13 protein-coding genes are annotated in these 15,966 nt (G+C 64.3%); 6 read left to right on the plus strand and 7 right to left on the minus strand.

Annotated features, from left to right (window positions below; all coding sequences use genetic code 11):
* Positions 1-544: 544 nt before the first annotated feature.
* Positions 545-778 (minus strand): hypothetical protein, encoded by a 234-nt coding sequence (locus VIE67_RS02240; protein ID WP_332022849.1) that lies wholly within the window; start codon positions 776-778, stop codon positions 545-547.
* Positions 779-781: 3 nt separating this feature from the next.
* Positions 782-2,374 (minus strand): C25 family cysteine peptidase, encoded by a 1,593-nt coding sequence (locus VIE67_RS02245; protein ID WP_332022851.1) that lies wholly within the window; start codon positions 2,372-2,374, stop codon positions 782-784.
* Positions 2,375-2,532: 158 nt separating this feature from the next.
* Here VIE67_RS02245 and VIE67_RS02250 point away from each other — a divergent pair, with 158 nt between their 5' ends.
* From VIE67_RS02250 to VIE67_RS02265, 4 genes are all read left to right on the plus strand, one after another.
* Positions 2,533-4,155, plus strand: a complete 1,623-nt coding sequence (locus VIE67_RS02250) for an AAA family ATPase (protein WP_332022853.1) — start codon at positions 2,533-2,535, stop codon at positions 4,153-4,155.
* A 123-nt stretch (positions 4,156-4,278) separates the two neighbouring features.
* The gene (locus VIE67_RS02255; protein WP_332022855.1) at positions 4,279-5,076 is read left to right on the plus strand and encodes a general secretion pathway protein GspB; all 798 of its coding nucleotides are present in this window, start codon (positions 4,279-4,281) and stop codon (positions 5,074-5,076) included.
* A gap of 25 nt (positions 5,077-5,101) precedes the next feature.
* A complete protein-coding gene (locus VIE67_RS02260; RefSeq protein WP_332022857.1) occupies positions 5,102-5,788 on the plus strand; it encodes a rhomboid family intramembrane serine protease in 687 nt (228 codons plus the stop codon).
* Between the two features lie 42 nt (positions 5,789-5,830).
* Entirely contained in the window at positions 5,831-6,166 is a 336-nt protein-coding gene (locus VIE67_RS02265; RefSeq protein ID WP_332022859.1) for a DUF1820 family protein, read from the plus strand.
* 45 nt (positions 6,167-6,211) lie between these two features.
* Here the strand turns inward: VIE67_RS02265 and VIE67_RS02270 are convergent, their stop codons facing one another.
* The 3 genes from VIE67_RS02270 to gpmI all read right to left on the minus strand — a co-directional run bounded on the left by VIE67_RS02270 (position 6,212) and on the right by gpmI (position 11,147).
* Positions 6,212-7,549: a S41 family peptidase gene (locus VIE67_RS02270; protein WP_332022861.1), complete on the minus strand. Its 1,338-nt coding sequence runs from the start codon at positions 7,547-7,549 to the stop codon at positions 6,212-6,214.
* Positions 7,550-7,644: 95 nt separating this feature from the next.
* Entirely contained in the window at positions 7,645-8,826 is a 1,182-nt protein-coding gene (locus tag VIE67_RS02275; protein WP_332022864.1) for a murein hydrolase activator EnvC family protein, read from the minus strand.
* A 788-nt stretch (positions 8,827-9,614) separates the two neighbouring features.
* On the minus strand, positions 9,615-11,147 hold the full coding sequence (gpmI, locus tag VIE67_RS02280; RefSeq protein WP_332022865.1) for a 2,3-bisphosphoglycerate-independent phosphoglycerate mutase: 1,533 nt from the start codon (positions 11,145-11,147) through the stop codon (positions 9,615-9,617).
* Positions 11,148-11,303: 156 nt separating this feature from the next.
* Here gpmI and VIE67_RS02285 point away from each other — a divergent pair, with 156 nt between their 5' ends.
* Entirely contained in the window at positions 11,304-11,963 is a 660-nt protein-coding gene (locus VIE67_RS02285; protein ID WP_332022867.1) for a DUF4097 family beta strand repeat-containing protein, read from the plus strand.
* A 92-nt stretch (positions 11,964-12,055) separates the two neighbouring features.
* Here VIE67_RS02285 and VIE67_RS02290 read toward each other — a convergent pair whose 3' ends face one another.
* Both VIE67_RS02290 and VIE67_RS02295 read right to left on the minus strand, forming a co-directional pair.
* Positions 12,056-14,428, minus strand: a complete 2,373-nt coding sequence (locus VIE67_RS02290) for an FtsX-like permease family protein (RefSeq protein ID WP_332022869.1) — start codon at positions 14,426-14,428, stop codon at positions 12,056-12,058.
* Positions 14,418-15,137 carry an ABC transporter ATP-binding protein gene (locus tag VIE67_RS02295; protein WP_332022870.1) on the minus strand — a complete coding sequence of 240 codons (720 nt, stop codon included), beginning with the start codon at positions 15,135-15,137 and terminating at the stop codon, positions 14,418-14,420. Before VIE67_RS02295 ends, VIE67_RS02290 begins: the two co-directional genes overlap by 11 nt.
* Before the next feature lie 223 nt (positions 15,138-15,360).
* Here VIE67_RS02295 and VIE67_RS02300 point away from each other — a divergent pair, with 223 nt between their 5' ends.
* Positions 15,361-15,960 (plus strand): hypothetical protein, encoded by a 600-nt coding sequence (locus tag VIE67_RS02300; protein ID WP_332022872.1) that lies wholly within the window; start codon positions 15,361-15,363, stop codon positions 15,958-15,960.
* The last annotated feature ends 6 nt before the right edge of the window (positions 15,961-15,966 follow it).

Here is a 15,966-nt window from a genome sequence, read left to right on the forward strand (position 1 = left end):
ATAGGCAACTAAACTTTGTCTTGCGGCCCACATCGAAGCCCGTAGGCTGGGCTGCAAAGCCCAGCATTCAAGAGACATGCGATAGCTTTGTTCTTCGACAATTGTCGATTGAAGATGGGGCACGCTGGGCTTGTCAGCCCAGCCTACGCGTCGTCGGCGTAGTCCATGGATGGACGGGTTAGCAGAACCCGGCGCCTTTCGCGGTGCCGAGCATCGCAGGCTGCGGCGGTTAATGCCCGTAGGGGCGCGCGCAGGATGCGCGTGCGTGAGCGAATGTACACGGATGTACATCAAGCGAACCCCGACGCAGGCGAGAAGCGCAGGGAATTTCGCTGCGCGTGGATGCGCAGCGAAACACCGCGTCAGGCGCCTAGCCTTTTGGTTACTTTTGGGCAATGCCAAAAGTGACTCGCTCGCCGCAGGCGAGTGAAAGCTTTTGCTCTTAAGCAGAACAGTAAAAGAAAAGACACTGGATTCCTGCTTTCGCAGGAATGACGAGCTAGAGCTAAGACGCGGGAATGACGAGCAAAGCGAAAAAGCGAGGTCAGCGCGCAGCGTCTTCCCGCCACTCCGTCATCAGAAATGCGTTGCCATGCACGTCGCCCTGCGCGCAAATGCGCTTGCCGACGAGGGCGTCGAGGCGCGGATCCTGGAACGGGTTGGCGCCGACGATGCGCAGGACATATTCCTGATCGCGGGTTTGCAACAGGACTGCGTCGCGCTCGCTCTTGGAGCCGATCGCGATGCGTTTGCGGATGACGTTGCCGGTCGCTTGCACGTGTTATCGGCTGTACAGCCGCTCCAATGCCAGACCGCGTTCCATCTCGTGCGCGACGATCGCGCAGTAGCGGTCGAAAGGATGCTGCCCCTTCGGCAGCTTGCCGATCGCAGTATATATCCGGCGTGCCTGGGTGGCGGTCGTGCTTTTCATCGCGGCAAGGCCGAAGCTCGCGGACATTTCGACGGCCTCGGGCGGATTCAGCGCGTACGCGCAAATCGAATGGTCACTGGCGCCCTGGCTGTGCAATTCGCGTTGCAGGAGCTTGGCGATGCCGCCGGTCGCCGCGTGGCGCGAATCGGTCTCGACCGTAGCGACGGTAGAACTGAGCACCGACCCCAAGGCCGCCAGGTGACGGCGGCGCTGCGCGCGCGAAGCGGTGCGCACGTCGAGATCGGGTGCGGCGGATTTGGGTTTGCTCGCGGATGCTTTCTTGCCCGCGATGATCGAATCATGATGACCCATCGGCGGCGCCGCAACCGGATGCACGGAGGGATCGGCCATCAGGTTGAACTGTGCGAGCGTCTTCAGATCGGTGGGGGCGGCCACCGACATCTGCTTGATGAAGCTCAGACGCGCGAGCAAGGTGGCTTCGCCGACCGAAGCGCCCTGCAACACGCGCTGCAGAAAATACTGACAGATCAAGTCGGCCTGACTGTTGCCCGTGTTCGGTCCGTAGGCAATCGTCGAGCTGCCGAAGAACGCGTGCGCGCCGAGTCCGAGATAGGTGTTGCAGATGCCGGCCTGTCCTTGGGCGCGTGCTGGATCGTAGAGCTCGGCGCCATAGCAGCATTCGGCGCTGACGACGGTGCCGGGTTTGACGCCGTGCAATTTGGTGGCGTCGTGCGCGATCGTGAACTTTTCCCTGCGCTTGCCGTAAAAATGAAAATCGGCGGATGAACCGTGACAGTTGATGAAGTGCGCGAGACGTCCGATGGAACGCCAGGGAGGCCCCTTCGGCGACCCCGTCGGCGGCACCCTGTGCAAATCCTTGGCGTTGCCGAAGATGTTCGCCAGGCTGAGGTGGGTCGATGCGTGCCATGAGATCGTGGTGAGACCGAGGTACGCCTGGTACCTGCTCGCGGGCGAACTCGTCGCCTTCGCCGCTGTGTGGAGCAGCTTGACCAAGTAACTTGGGTCTTTGCCGGCAGTCAGGTCCGGCAGGCGGCCGACGACGCGGGTCGGCTTCATGAAATTCGCGACCTTGTCGCTGTAGGGGTGGTTGCAGGCATACGGCAGATCGCTGGGCACCAATGCGTCGCCATCGCCCAGGGCCGGATTGGTGAGATCCTGGTGCGGGATGACATCGACGGAGCCGAGCAGACACAGATAGTCCGGCGTCAATGCCTTGTAGATCGCATCGATCGCGGCCTTGTTCTGTTTCGGGTTGGACGCGGACGTGACCGCGCGTCCGCCCACCCTGGCCATCGCGCCGGTGTGGTCGATCGCGATAACCCGAGTCGCTATTCCACGCGCCTTGTCCGCCGCTACCAGAGCCGCAAGGGCCGTGTGGATCCGCGCAAGGCCGGCACCGTATTTCGTGCGCAGGGCGCCAAAATTCGTCGCGATTACCTTGTCGACGCGTGCCGTGGTCATGCAAGTCGCTGCCTTGTGCAAACGGTTCGGTCCAGCGCGCGAGTCGTCTCAGCGCGCCGCCAACCGACCCCCAAGCAGATTCTGCTCCCATTCCCATCTGCTTGCATCAGCGCTGGGCGAACTACAAACTTTTACTCCACACAGGGTAAAGTAGCCCGATGTATCTGGAGTTCTACGGCCTCAGAGAGGCCCCCTTTTCGATCACCCCCGATCCGCGCTACGTGTTTCTCTCCGAGCGCCACCGGGACGCGCTCGCGCACCTGCTCTACGGCGTCGGCAAGGGCGGCGGCGGCGGTTTCGTGCAGCTGACCGGCGAGGTCGGCACCGGCAAGACGACGCTGTGCCGGTTGCTGCTCGAGCAGTTGCCGGAGAACACGCGCGTCGCGCTCGTGCTCAATCCGAAGCTGTCGCCGATCGAGCTGCTCGAATCGATCTGCGACGAGTTGCATCTGTCCATCGCGGACAAGAAAGGCAGCCTCAAGGGACTGGTCGATACGCTTAACGCCTATCTGCTCGACGCCTATGCGCAGGGCCTGCGTGTGGTGCTGATCGTCGACGAGGCGCAGAACCTGTCGACCGAATCGCTCGAGCAGATACGCCTGCTGACCAATCTGGAAACGCCGACGCAGAAGCTGCTGCAGATCATCCTGCTGGGCCAGCCCGAACTGCGCGAAAAACTCAACGACACCGAACTTCGCCAGCTTGCCCAGCGCATCACCGCGCGCTATCACCTGACCCCGCTCGATCGCGACGAAACCGAGGCCTACGCGCGCCATCGCCTCGCCGTCGCCGGTTCAGCGCGCTCACCGTTTTCGCGCCTCGCCCTGCGCGCGCTGTACAAGCGTTCGGGCGGTGTGCCGCGTTTGATCAATGTGATCGGCGATCGCGCGCTGATGGCCGGTTACGCGCGCGAACAGGGCACGATCGGCGAGCGTCTGATCGATCGCGCCGCCGACGAAACCCTGCCCGGCACGACGCGTTACTGGCTGTATCGCTACGGGCGCTGGGCCGCGGCGGCACTGGTCGTGCTCGGGCTGGCCACTGTTACGGGTGGCTACCTTGCGCAACGTCAAAGCGCAGAGCAAGCCGCCCTGGTCGCGGCCGCGGCAGCCAAGGCAGCGGCGCCGGTCGCGCCAAAACCCGACCCGGGAAAAATCGCAGAGCAGCGCCTGCTTGCCGCGCTCAAGCGCAATCCGGATTCGGAACTGGCCGCATGGACGCAACTCCTGTCGCGCTGGCAGGTCAATTCCAGCGACATTTCCGTGCGCGACGCGACGCGCTGCCAACCGGTCGTGTTCCCGGGCCTGGATTGCCTGCGCGGACACGCAACGATCGAACAGCTCGCGCGCTTCGACCGGCCGCTGATCCTGCTGCTCGCCAAGGACGACGTGCGGGGCTACGCGCTGCTGCAAGGCGCGGCAGGCGATCAGGTCAGGCTCGATTTCGCCGGCGAAAGTCTCGCACTCGACAAGGCGCGCCTCGGCGAAGTGTGGAACGGCGAGTTCATCGCGTTGTGGCGCCTGCCCGAAGCGGTACCCGCAAGGTTGCACAACGGCGACGCCGGCGCGGGCGTGGCCTGGATCAAGACCCAGCTCGCGCGCATGGATGGCAAGGCCGCGGACGCCGGGCCGGCGTTTTTCGACGCGACGCTGGACGAGCGCGTGCGCAAACTGCAGTCCGCGTACGGCATCAAGCCCGACGCGATCGTCGGCCCGGAAACGCTGTTCGCGCTGTCGGCGCTCGATCCGGCCGGTCCGCATCTGGCGCGCACGCTGCAGTGAATGTCGAAAACCTTACTTTCATCGGCGCGGCAGGCGCCGTGGCGATATGCAATAGTATAAAAGTGTAAAGATAGTCTCAGCTGGCGCGCGGATTGCGCAAACGCCGATACACCGGAACCCCACATGTCGTTGATACTCGAAGCTCTGAAGAAATCCGAATCGCAACGTCGCCTCGGCGAGGCGCCCGATCTGGGCACGCCGTTCACGGCGCGCCGGCGCCGGCGCAGTCCGCTGCCGTGGCTCCTGCTCGCGATCGCGATCGTCGCCGCGGGCGGCTGGTGGTGGCTGCGTTCGCAGCCGGCCACGGTCGACGGCAATGTTGCGACGAACTCCGCGATCAGAGCGAGCGGCGCGCCGTCCAATATCCCCGCGGGCACGTCCGCTGCTGATGCGCAACGCTCGAACCCCGCGCCCGCTGAGCGCCCCGTCGTGTCCAGACCGGCGCCGCCCGCAGCCACTGGCACACCCCTACCGGCGACGGCGACTATCGCACCGGTGACTGCAACACACGTTGCACCGCCGTCGTCCGCGCCAGCGCCGAATGCGGCTCCCCCGACGACCATGCCGACACCCGCCTCGACACCGGCGCCGACCGTGACCGCGGCAGCGCCGCCAGCTGCCTCGACAGCGACAAATTCCGCAGCCCCGCCTGCGCCGACAGCCAGTCAGCCGGTGCAGGCACCCGGGGTGCCGTCGATCGACGATATGCCCTACAGCGTGCGCAAGGACCTGCCCGAGATCCTGATCAGCATGCAGGTGTACTCGCCCGACACGGCGCGACGTTTCGTCGTCGTCGACGGCGAGCGCAAAGTGGAGGGCGACACGATCAAGGATACGGTCGCCCTGCGCGAAATCCGCGCGAACGGCGTCGTTCTCGAATTCCATGGTCAGCGTTTCTTCATGCCACGTCCGGGCTCCTGACGTGCGGAATAGTTGAGGAACTGCCGTGTTCGTACAGGTCGACAGGCGCCGCAAGCCGCCGCCGCCGTGGGCGACATTCGTCATCATCAGCGGTTGCGTGGCGCTGTTTCTCTGGCTGGCTTTCACCCCGGAAGCCGCGCGCGTGCAATTCGTGCGGCAATGGGGCACGGTGCCGGCCTGGTTGTTCGACGCGCATGTGCCGCTGCTGCAGCAATTGTCCGAGCTGCGCTGGCTGCGCCTCGTCACCGCCTTGTTCATCCACGCCGGCTGGCTGCACCTCGGCGGCGATCTATTGTTCCTGATGATTTTCGGCGTACCCGCCGAGCGAGCGCTCGGGCCCTGGCGCTTTCTCTTCCTGTTCCTGGTCGGTGGCGCGCTGGCGAATCTGGCCGAGGCCTTCATCCTGGCCAGCGCGAATGCGCCGATCGTCGGTTCCAGCGGCGCGGTGTCGGCGATTATCGGCGCCTACCTTGGTCTGTTTCCACGCGCGCGCCTGGGCCTCGTGCTGCCGCTGGGCATGTTCCTCGAGTTCGTGCGCGTGCCGGCACCGCTGCTGATCGGCTTCTGGGCGCTGCTGCAGGTCGCCTTCACCTTCGTCGGCCCGGCCTTCGGCGCGGCGGTGGCATGGTGGACGCATATCGTCGGCTTCGCGATCGGTATAGTCTTTGCGCTGATCTCGCGCCCGGCGATCGCCCGGCGATTGCGACAATAGAACCTTCTCGCCTCGCACTATCGGTCGTGTGACAATGCGCGCATGAAAAGCAAAAAACTATACAAAGTCACCTTCCTCAGCCAGGGCAAAACGCTCGAACTGTACGCGCAGCATGTCGGCTCAAGCACGCTGTGGGGATTCACCGAGATCGGCGACATCCTGTTCGATCAGCAAGGCGACGGCGTGCTCATCGACCCGACCGAGGAACGCCTGCGCGAGGAGTTCAAGCACACCCGTGTGCTGCATCTGCCGATCCAGTGCATCGTGCGCGTCGAGGAAGTCGAAAAGCGCGGGCCGCTGAGCATCCGCGACGCAGCGAGCGGGGAACGAGTGGTTACACCATTCCCGATCGCGCCGCCACAGCGCGGTGGAAAATAAGTACTGCGCCGGCCGCTGGATCCGGCGTTCGCTGCCGTCCGCCGACTAGCCTTTTTTCGGCGCCGGCACCGGAGTAGCGGTTTCCGCAGGCACAGGCTTGCGCTGCAAGGCCAAACCCTTGAGCACGTTGAGCGCCTCGGTCAACGCGTAGTCGTCGACATTGCTGTGCGCGCTGGCCTTGTCTTCGGCAACTTCGTTGTCGCCCTTCAGATGATTAGGCAGGTCGCGCTCGCCGGTGATCAGGCTCGGTTCCGAGTCGCGCACGACGAGTTTCAAATCGCCCAACTCGATATCCGGATGGATGCCGGCCGCCTGGATCGAGATGCCGCTCGGCGTGTAGTAGCGCGCCGTGGTCAGCTTTACCGCGTGCGTGTCGTCGAGCGGCAACACGGTCTGTACCGAGCCCTTGCCGAAGGTGCGCCGGCCCATGATCAGCGCGCGGTGATTGTCCTTGAGCGCGCCGGCGACGATTTCGGCGGCCGATGCGGTGCCGTTGTCGACCAGTACGACCATCGGCGCGCCGTCGGCGAGATCGCCGCGCGTGGCGTTGAAGCTCAGGTCGGATTCCTTCAACCGCCCCTTGGTGGTGACGATGATGCCGCTGTCGAGAAATTCGTCGCTCACTTCCACCGCCGATGTCAGCAGGCCGCCGGGGTTGCTGCGCAAATCCAGGATCACGCCGTGCAACGCACTCTGTTTTTCGCGCAGCTTGGCGAGCTTGCGCCGGACTTCGCTGCCGGTGTCTTCCTGAAACTGCACGATGCGCAGATAGACGTACCCGGGTTCGACCCAGCGTCCGCGCACGCTGGCGACCTTGATCACCTCGCGCGTGAGTTTGATATCGACCGGTACCGTCGCTGCCTCGTGCAGCACGCCGAGCGTGACCGAGGTACCGATCTTGCCGCGCAGCAGGTTGACCGCCGCGGCGGAGGTTTCCGGCGTGATCGCCTTGCCGTCGATGCGCACGATGATGTCGCCGGGCTTGATGCCACCGCGCTCGGCCGGCGTGTCGTCGATCGGCGCGACGACGCGCAGCGCGCCGTCGACGTTGATGACTTCCAGACCCAGACCGTTGTAGCTGCCGCTGGTGTCCTCGCTCAGCGATTCCATCGCCTTCGCATCCAGATATTCGCTGTGCGGATCCAGATTGCCGAGCAGGCCGCGGATCGCCGCCTGCATCAGGGTCTTGTCGTCGACCGGTTCGACGTAGGCCTGTTTGACCAGACCGAACACCGCGGCGAACGCGCGAATATCGTCGAGATTGACCGGCTTCTGCGCTGGCGCCGCAGCGACGGCCGGCGCGTCCGGTTTCGCGTCATCCGCAACCAACGCGCACGGCGCGACGAGCAGGGCAAGCGTGGCGACTACGATTTTGGCCGACATAAGCGCGATCCTTTCAGGCTCAGCAAACACGTTCGATTATAGGGCTGCAAGCGCAGCAATCAGGTTAAACGCAATAGGGCCGCGCGCGCCGACAATCAAGGCTTGAGCCACGCGCGCGGATCGACCGGCTTGCCCTGCGCGCGCAACTCGAAATACACGCCCGCGGTTTTCTGCCCGCCGCTGACGCCGCTGCTGGCGATGGTCTCGTTCGCGCCGACCCAGTCGCCGACATCCTTGAGCAGGGTTTCGTTGTAGCCGTACAGGCTCAGGAAACCGTCGCCATGATCGACGATCAGCAGCAGGCCGAAGCCGCGCATCCAGTCGGCGAACACCACGCGCCCGTGCGAAACTGCGTGCACCTCGCTGCCTTCCGCCGCAGCGATCACGACGCCGTTGCTGGTGCGGTCGCTGCCTTGGCCTTCCTTGACGCCGAAGCGGGCAATGATCCTGCCGCGCGCCGGCCAGTTCAATCGACCACGCAATTGGGCGAAGGGTTCCGCGCCGGCGAGCTGTTTCGGAATATCGGCGAACACGTCGCGCAGTCTTTCAAGCAGATCGACGAGACCTTTTTCGTCCTTGCCCAGAGCGGCGAGGCGCGTCTGTTCATCCTTCAGCTGAGTCTCCAGATCGGCCAGCAGCGCACGCCGCTGCGTACGCTCCGCATCGAGCATCTGCGCCTGCGTTGCACGCTCGTCGCGAGACGCCTTGAGTTCGGCAGTTTCCTGATCGATCGCGCTTTGCACCAGCGCCAGCGCGTTCAGACTGTTCAGCAGATTGTCGATTTCGCCAATGCGCGCGTGTTCGAAATAACGGAAATACGCGAGCATGCGTCCGATCGCCGCACTGTCTTCCTGCGCCAGCAGCAGCTTCAGCTCCTCGTTGTTGCCCAGCGCGTAGGCCGAACGCAGCAGCGCGGCCAGCGCCTCGCGCTGCGACTGCAGTTTCACGTTCAGCGCATCGCGCTGGGTTTCCAGATCCCTGAGCTTGTCCTGCTGCGCCACGAGTTTCTGCTCGATCACGCGCAGATCTTTCGCGCTGGCGGCGACCTTCAGCTCCTGCTCGCGCAGCGCGGCATCGGCATCGTTCTTCTGACTAGCGATTTCTTTTTGCGCTTCGCTGATTTTTTTTATTTCCGCGCGCACGTCGTCGAGTTTTTGTTTGGCTTGCGCCTCTTGCGTGGTGTGCTGGGTGGCGTCGGCTTGGGCACGCGCCTGGCTCATTCCCAGCATTGCGCCGAGGGCGAGGATAATCGCCGCGGCGATCGTTTTGCTCGTCATACCGGCGAAAGCCGGTATCCAGTGTCTTTGGCTCTTGCGGTGTTCAAGAGCAGAGCTTCCACTCGCCTGCGGCGAGCGGGTCACTTTTCTTTGTGTGCCCAAAGAAAAGTAACCAAAAGAAATGCACCCCCGATGCCGCGCTCTGCGCGCTGCGCGCTCCGAGTCCGCGAGCGCACGGCGGGGTTCGCTTGATGGACATCCATGTCCATTCGCGAACGGGCGCGCCTCAGGCGCGCCCTCCTCACGGACATTTCCGCCGTGCCCTCGCCGCGCCAAAGAGGGACCCGGATCAAGAGCAAAGCGGCGCACGCCGTGCCCTTGATCTTTTCCCCCTAGCCACGCCATCGCGGCGTAGTCCAAGGATGGACGTGTTCGTGGAAGAAACGGCGGCCTTCGCGGTGCCGAGCATCGCAGGCTGCGGCGGTAAATGCCCGAAGGGGCGCGCGCACGAGGCGCGCGCGTGAGCGAATGTACATGGATGTACATCAAGCGAACCCCGTCGCAGCCGAGAAGCACAGGGCATTGTGCTGCGCTGACGCGCAGCACAACACCGCGTCGGGCGCCTAGCCTTTTGGTTACTTTTGCGCAATGGCAAAAGTAACTCGCTCGCCGCAGGCGAGTGAAAGCCTTTGCTTTCGAAAGAGCGAAAAGCGAGAAACTGGATTCCGGCTTTCGCCGGAATGACGAGCTAAAGCTAAGACGCTGTATTACACGGGGCCCCTGCCGCGTGCCGATGCTATCTGGCTTGCGCCATAGCCACGACCAAAGGTCGAACAGCGCGAGCAATCTCAAGCGAAGCGGACGAGTGAATGGCCGGTCATGTCGGCCGGCTGCGCCAACCCCATCAATGCGAGCGCAGTCGGCGCCAGATCGCGCAGGGCGCCGTGTTCGAGCATTGCCTTGCGGCCGACGTAGACGAGCGGGACCGGGCCGAGTGTGTGCTGGGTGTGCGGCACGCCGTTGGCGTCGAGCATCTGTTCGAAGTTACCGTGGTCGGCGCTGATCAGCATTTCGCCGCCGGCTTGCACGATCGCCGCGGTGATGCGCCCGAGTGCGGCGTCGACGGCTTCGGCGGCTTTGATCGCGGCGTCGAGTTTGCCGGTGTGGCCGACCATGTCGGCGTTGGCGATGTTGCAGACGATGAAATCGTATTTTCCACCGGCGATCGCCGCGACAAGCTTGTCGGTCAGCTCGGGACAGCTCATCTCCGGCTTGAGATCATAGGTCGCCACTTTCGCGCTCGGTACGAGGATGCGCTCTTCGCCGGTGTAGGGTTGCTCGCGGCCGCCGGAGAAGAAGAACGTCACGTGCGCGTATTTTTCCGTTTCCGCAATGCGCAATTGGCGCAAGCCCAGGAACGCCAGATATTCGCCGAGCGAATTGGACAGCGACTGCGGCCGATAGGCGACCGCGGTCACCGCCAGATCGACGCTGTATTCGGTCAGGGTGACAAATGCGGACAAGTGGATTTTGCGCACTTTTGCAAATCCGGCGAATGCCTCGTCGACGAACGCACGTGTGAGCTGACGCGCGCGATCGGCGCGGAAGTTCATGTAGATCACCGCATCGCCATCGGCGAATCCGGCGCCGGCATCAGTGGTCGAGCCGATCACGGTGGGTTTCACGAACTCGTCGTTTTCGCCGCGCGCATAAGCTGCGTCGAGCGCTGCCAGCGCGTCCGTCGCATGGAATTCGGACTCGCCTTCCGCGATCGCGTTGTAGGCCAGTTCGACGCGCTCCCAGCGCTGGTCGCGATCCATCGCATAATAGCGCCCGCCGATCGTCGCGATGTGTGCATTGCCAAGCGCGGTGCATTTCGCCTGCAGCTTTTCCAGCGAGGCGCGCGCACTCTGCGGTGGCGTATCTCGGCCGTCGAGAAACGCATGCACGGCGACCTGGGCAACGCCTTGCGCGGCGGCAAGTTCGAGCAGACGAAAGATATGTTCCTCGTGGCTGTGCACGCCGCCGGGCGAGAGCAGACCGAATACATGCAGGACATGGTTTTTCGCCGCGGCGCAGGCGCCGAGCAGCGCCGGATTGGTGAAGAAGCTGCGATCCTCGATCGCCGCGTCGATGCGCGTCAGATCCTGATAGACGATGCGGCCCGCGCCGATGTTCATGTGGCCAACTTCGGAATTGCCCATCTGATCGTCGGGCAGGCCGACGAAGTGGCCATGCGTTTCGACCAGGGTATGCGGATAGGTGGCGAGCAGATGCCGCCAGTTCGGCAATTTCGCCTGGGCGATCGCGTTGTTCGCGGCTTCCTCGCGATGGCCCCAGCCATCGAGAATCAGCAGCAAGACAGGCTTCGGTGCCGGCATGACTTTCTCCACTCCCTGCGCTGTTTGATCACGCGCATGGTAGCGGAATTCGACCGGCGCCTGCGATGATCGCCGGCTGCGATTAAACCCCAAGGGCGTTTGCCGCATCTCAACTTGCGCAACTCGCTCATTCCGTCTTGTAGAAGGGAGATTTCCATGATCCGCACCACATTCGCCCTGTTGCTCACGCTCGGCGTCGCTGCACCGGCATTCGCCGACGACGGCGATATCGACAAGGTCAACGGCGGCATCCAGGTCGCCGACGGCAACACGGCCGGCAAACTCACCACCGTGAACGGCGGCATCCATGTCGGCGCGAACGCGCATGCGCGCAGCGCGGAAACCGTGAACGGCGGCGTCGACATCGGCGCGGGCTCCAGCGTCGATTCCGTCGAGACGGTCAACGGCGGCGTGAAGCTCGGCAGCAAGACCACGGTGGCGAAAACCGCGGAAACCGTGAACGGCTCGATCACGCTTGGCAACGGCGCCGACGTCGCCGGCAAGCTGACCAACGTCAACGGCGGGATCAAGCTCGACGCTGCGCATGTCGGCGGCGGCATCGAAACCGTCAATGGCGACATCACGGTCGGCGCGAATTCGCGCGTCGAAGGCGGCATCTTCGTCGACGAGAATCATTCGTTGCTCAACTGGGGTACCTCGCACAAGCCGCGCATCGTGATCGGCCCGCACGCGATCGTGCAGGGCAAGCTCACGTTCAAGCGCGAGGTCGACCTCTATGTCAGCGACAGTGCGACGATCGGTGCGGTCGAAGGCGCGAGCGCGCAGAAATTCAGCGGCGATCAGCCGCCGCAGTAATCCACAGCGAATCATTTGACCGCGCACCAGGGATAGCCACGCGCAGCGTCGATTGATGATCGCGCTGCGCGTTTGGGTTTTCGTCCGGCCTGTTACTGGTAGTTCAACGCCGCAGCCGTTGGAATCCGCGTCGCGCGCAGGGCGGGCCAGACACAGGCCAGCACGGATACAAACACGATCAGCAGCAGCCAGCTCAACGCGCCGAAAGCGCCGGGCGCATAGCGCGTCGGCAGGCTGAACATCACGCGCCCGAAGGCTGAGGCGAGCGCCGCACTCATTGGTACTGACAACGGCAGCGATACAAGCCAACCCAAAACAGCGATGACGATGCCCTCGGCCAGGATCATGCGCATGATCGCGCCGTGGCGCGCGCCGATCGCGCGCATCACGCCGATCTCGCGCGTACGTTCAAGCACCGCAAGACTCATCGTCGACGCCAGACCCATGCCGCCGACCGCGATCATCACCCAGGCCATCGCACCGAGGAATTCGACCACCATCAGCAGGTGATCCTCGACGACGCGACGCGCCTCGCTGAGCAGCTGGCTGCTGGCGACGGGCATGGCCTTGGTGGCAAGCTCGGCGCGCAGACGCGCGATCACGTCGAGTTGTGCAGCGGCATTATGTGCGCCCGTCGCGACGACCAGGGTCGAGGCGCGATCGTCACCGTGCAAGGCGTCAAGCGCGGCACGCGGCGCGTAGGCGAGCGCCTGCGGTCCGGCCTCGACGATGCCGACGATCGTCCAAGGCGTCGCTTGACCGTCGATCTGCAAGGTGACTTGCGCGCCCGGGGTCAGCGTGGGCTCGTCCTTGAGCAAGGCGCGGCTGATCGCCAGCGCACTGCGATCGGACGGATCAAGCCAACGCCCCTGCTTCACCACCGGGACCAGCATCGGCGAGTCGGCAGGCAGGCCGACCACGGTGAACGCGTTGCCGGGTATGCCATCCGCATGCGTGTTCGTCGCACTTGCGCTGGCCAGCGCCAGCACCCGCTCCACGCCCTCGACATTCGCGGCGGTAGTCTCCATCTGCGCGGCCGGATAGGCAGTGGCCATGCGCAAGACGACGTCGTAGTGCTGGCTGGAAAAAAGCATATCCACCGACCCGCGCACCGCGCTGCGCAGATTGTCGGCGCCGAGGTAGACGGCACCGCCTGCGGCCAGCGCGAGCAGGGTCAACAGCATGCGCTGGCGGCGCCGGAACGCGTTGCCGATCGACAGCTGCAGCGGTCGGCCGATACCGGGAATCGCGATCCGGCGACGCAGATAAAACCCGCCGCGCTCGGCGGCGATGCCCGGATCGCTGAGCGCGGCATGCACCGGCATGCGACAGGCGCGCACGACCGGAGTCGCCGCAGCCGCAACCGGCAGCAGGCAACCGACAGCGAGTTGCAACGCGATCGCCCACCACGGAATCGCGTAGCCGGCGATCGGAAAATTCAGCATGTCGGCTTTCAACGCCGCGTATGGACGTCCGATTGCAATCGCCGCGGGCAGCGCGATCGTCGAAGCGAGCACCCCTAGCAACAGGGCGAAGACCAGATACATGGCACCGATCTGGCGCGGCCCCGCACCGAGCGCTTTCATCACGCCGATCTCGCGCGTCTGCCCGGCGAGCATCGCGGTGATCAGGTTGACGATCAGGAAACTGCAGACCAGCAGGGTGAGCAGGCCAAACACGCCCTGGGTCAGCATCAGCGAATCCATCTGCGCGGCGTGCGCATGTTGCCCGGGCACCGGCACATCGACCTTGCCGACCTGTTTTCCATTGCGTTCGATCAGGGCCTTGACCTCGTAGGCGATGCGCCGCACCGCGTCGCGATCGGCCGCGGCATCGCGCACGACGATCTGGATCTCGTCGAACGTTGCGGGGACACCCAGCGTTTCCAGAGTCGCCGGCGTGACGAAGGCATACACGATGTGATCCATCCAGCCGGGCGGAAGGCTGACATCGCGCGCAATTCCCGTCACCGGCAGCGCATGCTGCGGATTTTTTCCGACCTGCAGGGCGAGCGATTCGCCGAGGCCCGAGCCGGAAAAATCCAGCGAGGATCGCTCGAGGACGATCTCGCCATCGCGCGGCGGCCACACGCCGCGTTCGGGTTGCAGCTTGCCGATATCCTGCGCGCTGAAATCCTGCAATGCGTAGAGTTCGGCGACGAGACGTGCGCCATTCGATTCGACCGTCGCGAACACGCTGCGGCGCGCGCGGGCGGCCGTGATCGCCGGCAACGCGCGCACCTGCGCGAGCAGGGCGTCATCGACCGCGTCAACATGCAGCGTGGCGGATACCGGATGGCTCGCTTGATAGGTTTCGGCGGTCACGCGCCGCACCAGCGCCCAGGCATCGAGCAAGGCGCCGGCGGCGATCATCCCGGTCGCGACCGCGAGCACCACGAGCAGCGTGCGCGCCTTGTGCAGCCAGGCGTCGCGCAGCATCTTGCGCCAGCGCGGACTAATCGGCATGCGCGGTCTCCACGATGCGTCCATCGGCCAGCGTCACCGCACGCGTCGCGTGGCGGATCGCGCTGGGCTCGTGGGTGACCATGACCACAGTCTGACCTTCACGCACCAGATCCGAAAGCACTTCGAGCAGGGCTTGCGCCGTGCGCGAATCGAGATTACCGGTCGGCTCGTCGGCCAGCAGGATGGCCGGCGCGTTCGCCAGTGCGCGCGCGACTGCGACGCGTTGCTGCTGCCCACCCGACAGTGCCGCGGGAAGCTTGTCGGCCTGGTCGGCAACGCCGAGCCGTTCGAGCAGGGCGAGTGCGCGCGGTCGGCGTTCGCGCGCAGGCCAACGCTTGCCGAAGTCCATCGGCAGCATGACGTTCTCCGCCGCGGTCAGGGTGGGCAGCAACTGGAAGAACTGGAACACGATGCCGATCGAACGTCCGCGCCAGGCCGAAAGCGCTTTCTCCGACAACTGGCGCAGCGCCTGACCGTCAATCATGATTTCGCCGCTGCTCGGGCGATCGATGCCGGCGAGCAGATTGAGCAGGGTCGACTTGCCGCTGCCGGATTGGCCGACGACGGCGACGAACTCGCCACGCTCGATCGCAAGATCGATATCGATCAGCGCGTTGAAGTCACCCGCCAGGCTTGCATAGCGCTTGCCGACGCTGCGCAGCGAGATCAGCGAAGCGGATGTCGGACTCGGGTTGGAAAGTAGCGTCACGGTGTCGCTCCAGAGCAATCGATGCTGTGGTTGCACTGTAAGTCGCGGCGGAGGGTTGGAGCGTGCGGCTCGGCAGCTCCATTCGACGCTTCGGCGAATTCCCGTGCGCGCGCATTCGCGCGAGCGCCGTTCGGCGGCATCGACCAACCGTTCGGCGAAAGCGTCCGCTCGCGCGCCAGCTCTGGTGGCATGCTGCGTTCACCTTCAATCCACGGAGCTTCCAATGAATCGCGCTTGTATACTTGTATTCTCGCTGGTCCTGATGCTTCCAATCGTCGCCCTTGCGCAGCACAGCGCCGATGCGCCCGCGCCTTCACCCGGCGCGGTTCCGGTTGAGGCCAAACAATTCGATTTCCTGCTTGGACAATGGGAGCTGCAGGTGCATCCGAAAGTCAGCAGCCTGGTGGCGATGATCCACGGCGCACCGAAACTGGCCGGCACCTGGAAGGCGTGGCGCGTACTGGATGGTCTTGGCATCGAGGATGAAATACGCATTGTTGATGGCTCCGGCAATCCGATATCCTTGACCCGCGCGCTGCGTATCTACGCCAAAACCGACGCGCGCTGGAAAGTCAGTGGCGTCGATGCCTATCGTGCACGCTTCAGCGAAGCGAGTGGACAACTGCAAGGTGGCGAGATGCGTTTCGAAGGACACTCCACCGATGCCGAGGGCAAACCCGAGATAACCCGCACGCGCTATTACGATATCAGCGCCGACAGTTTCCACATGCAGCAGGATCGCTCGGCCGATAACGGCCAGACCTGGGAAGAAGGCGTGCTGACGATCGATGCCAAACGCACGGCTGCGAGCGCAACGCCGTGATCCTGT

It is taken from the genome of Rudaea sp. (assembly GCF_036560865.1).
Classification (GTDB): Bacteria; Pseudomonadota; Gammaproteobacteria; order Xanthomonadales; family Rhodanobacteraceae; genus Rudaea.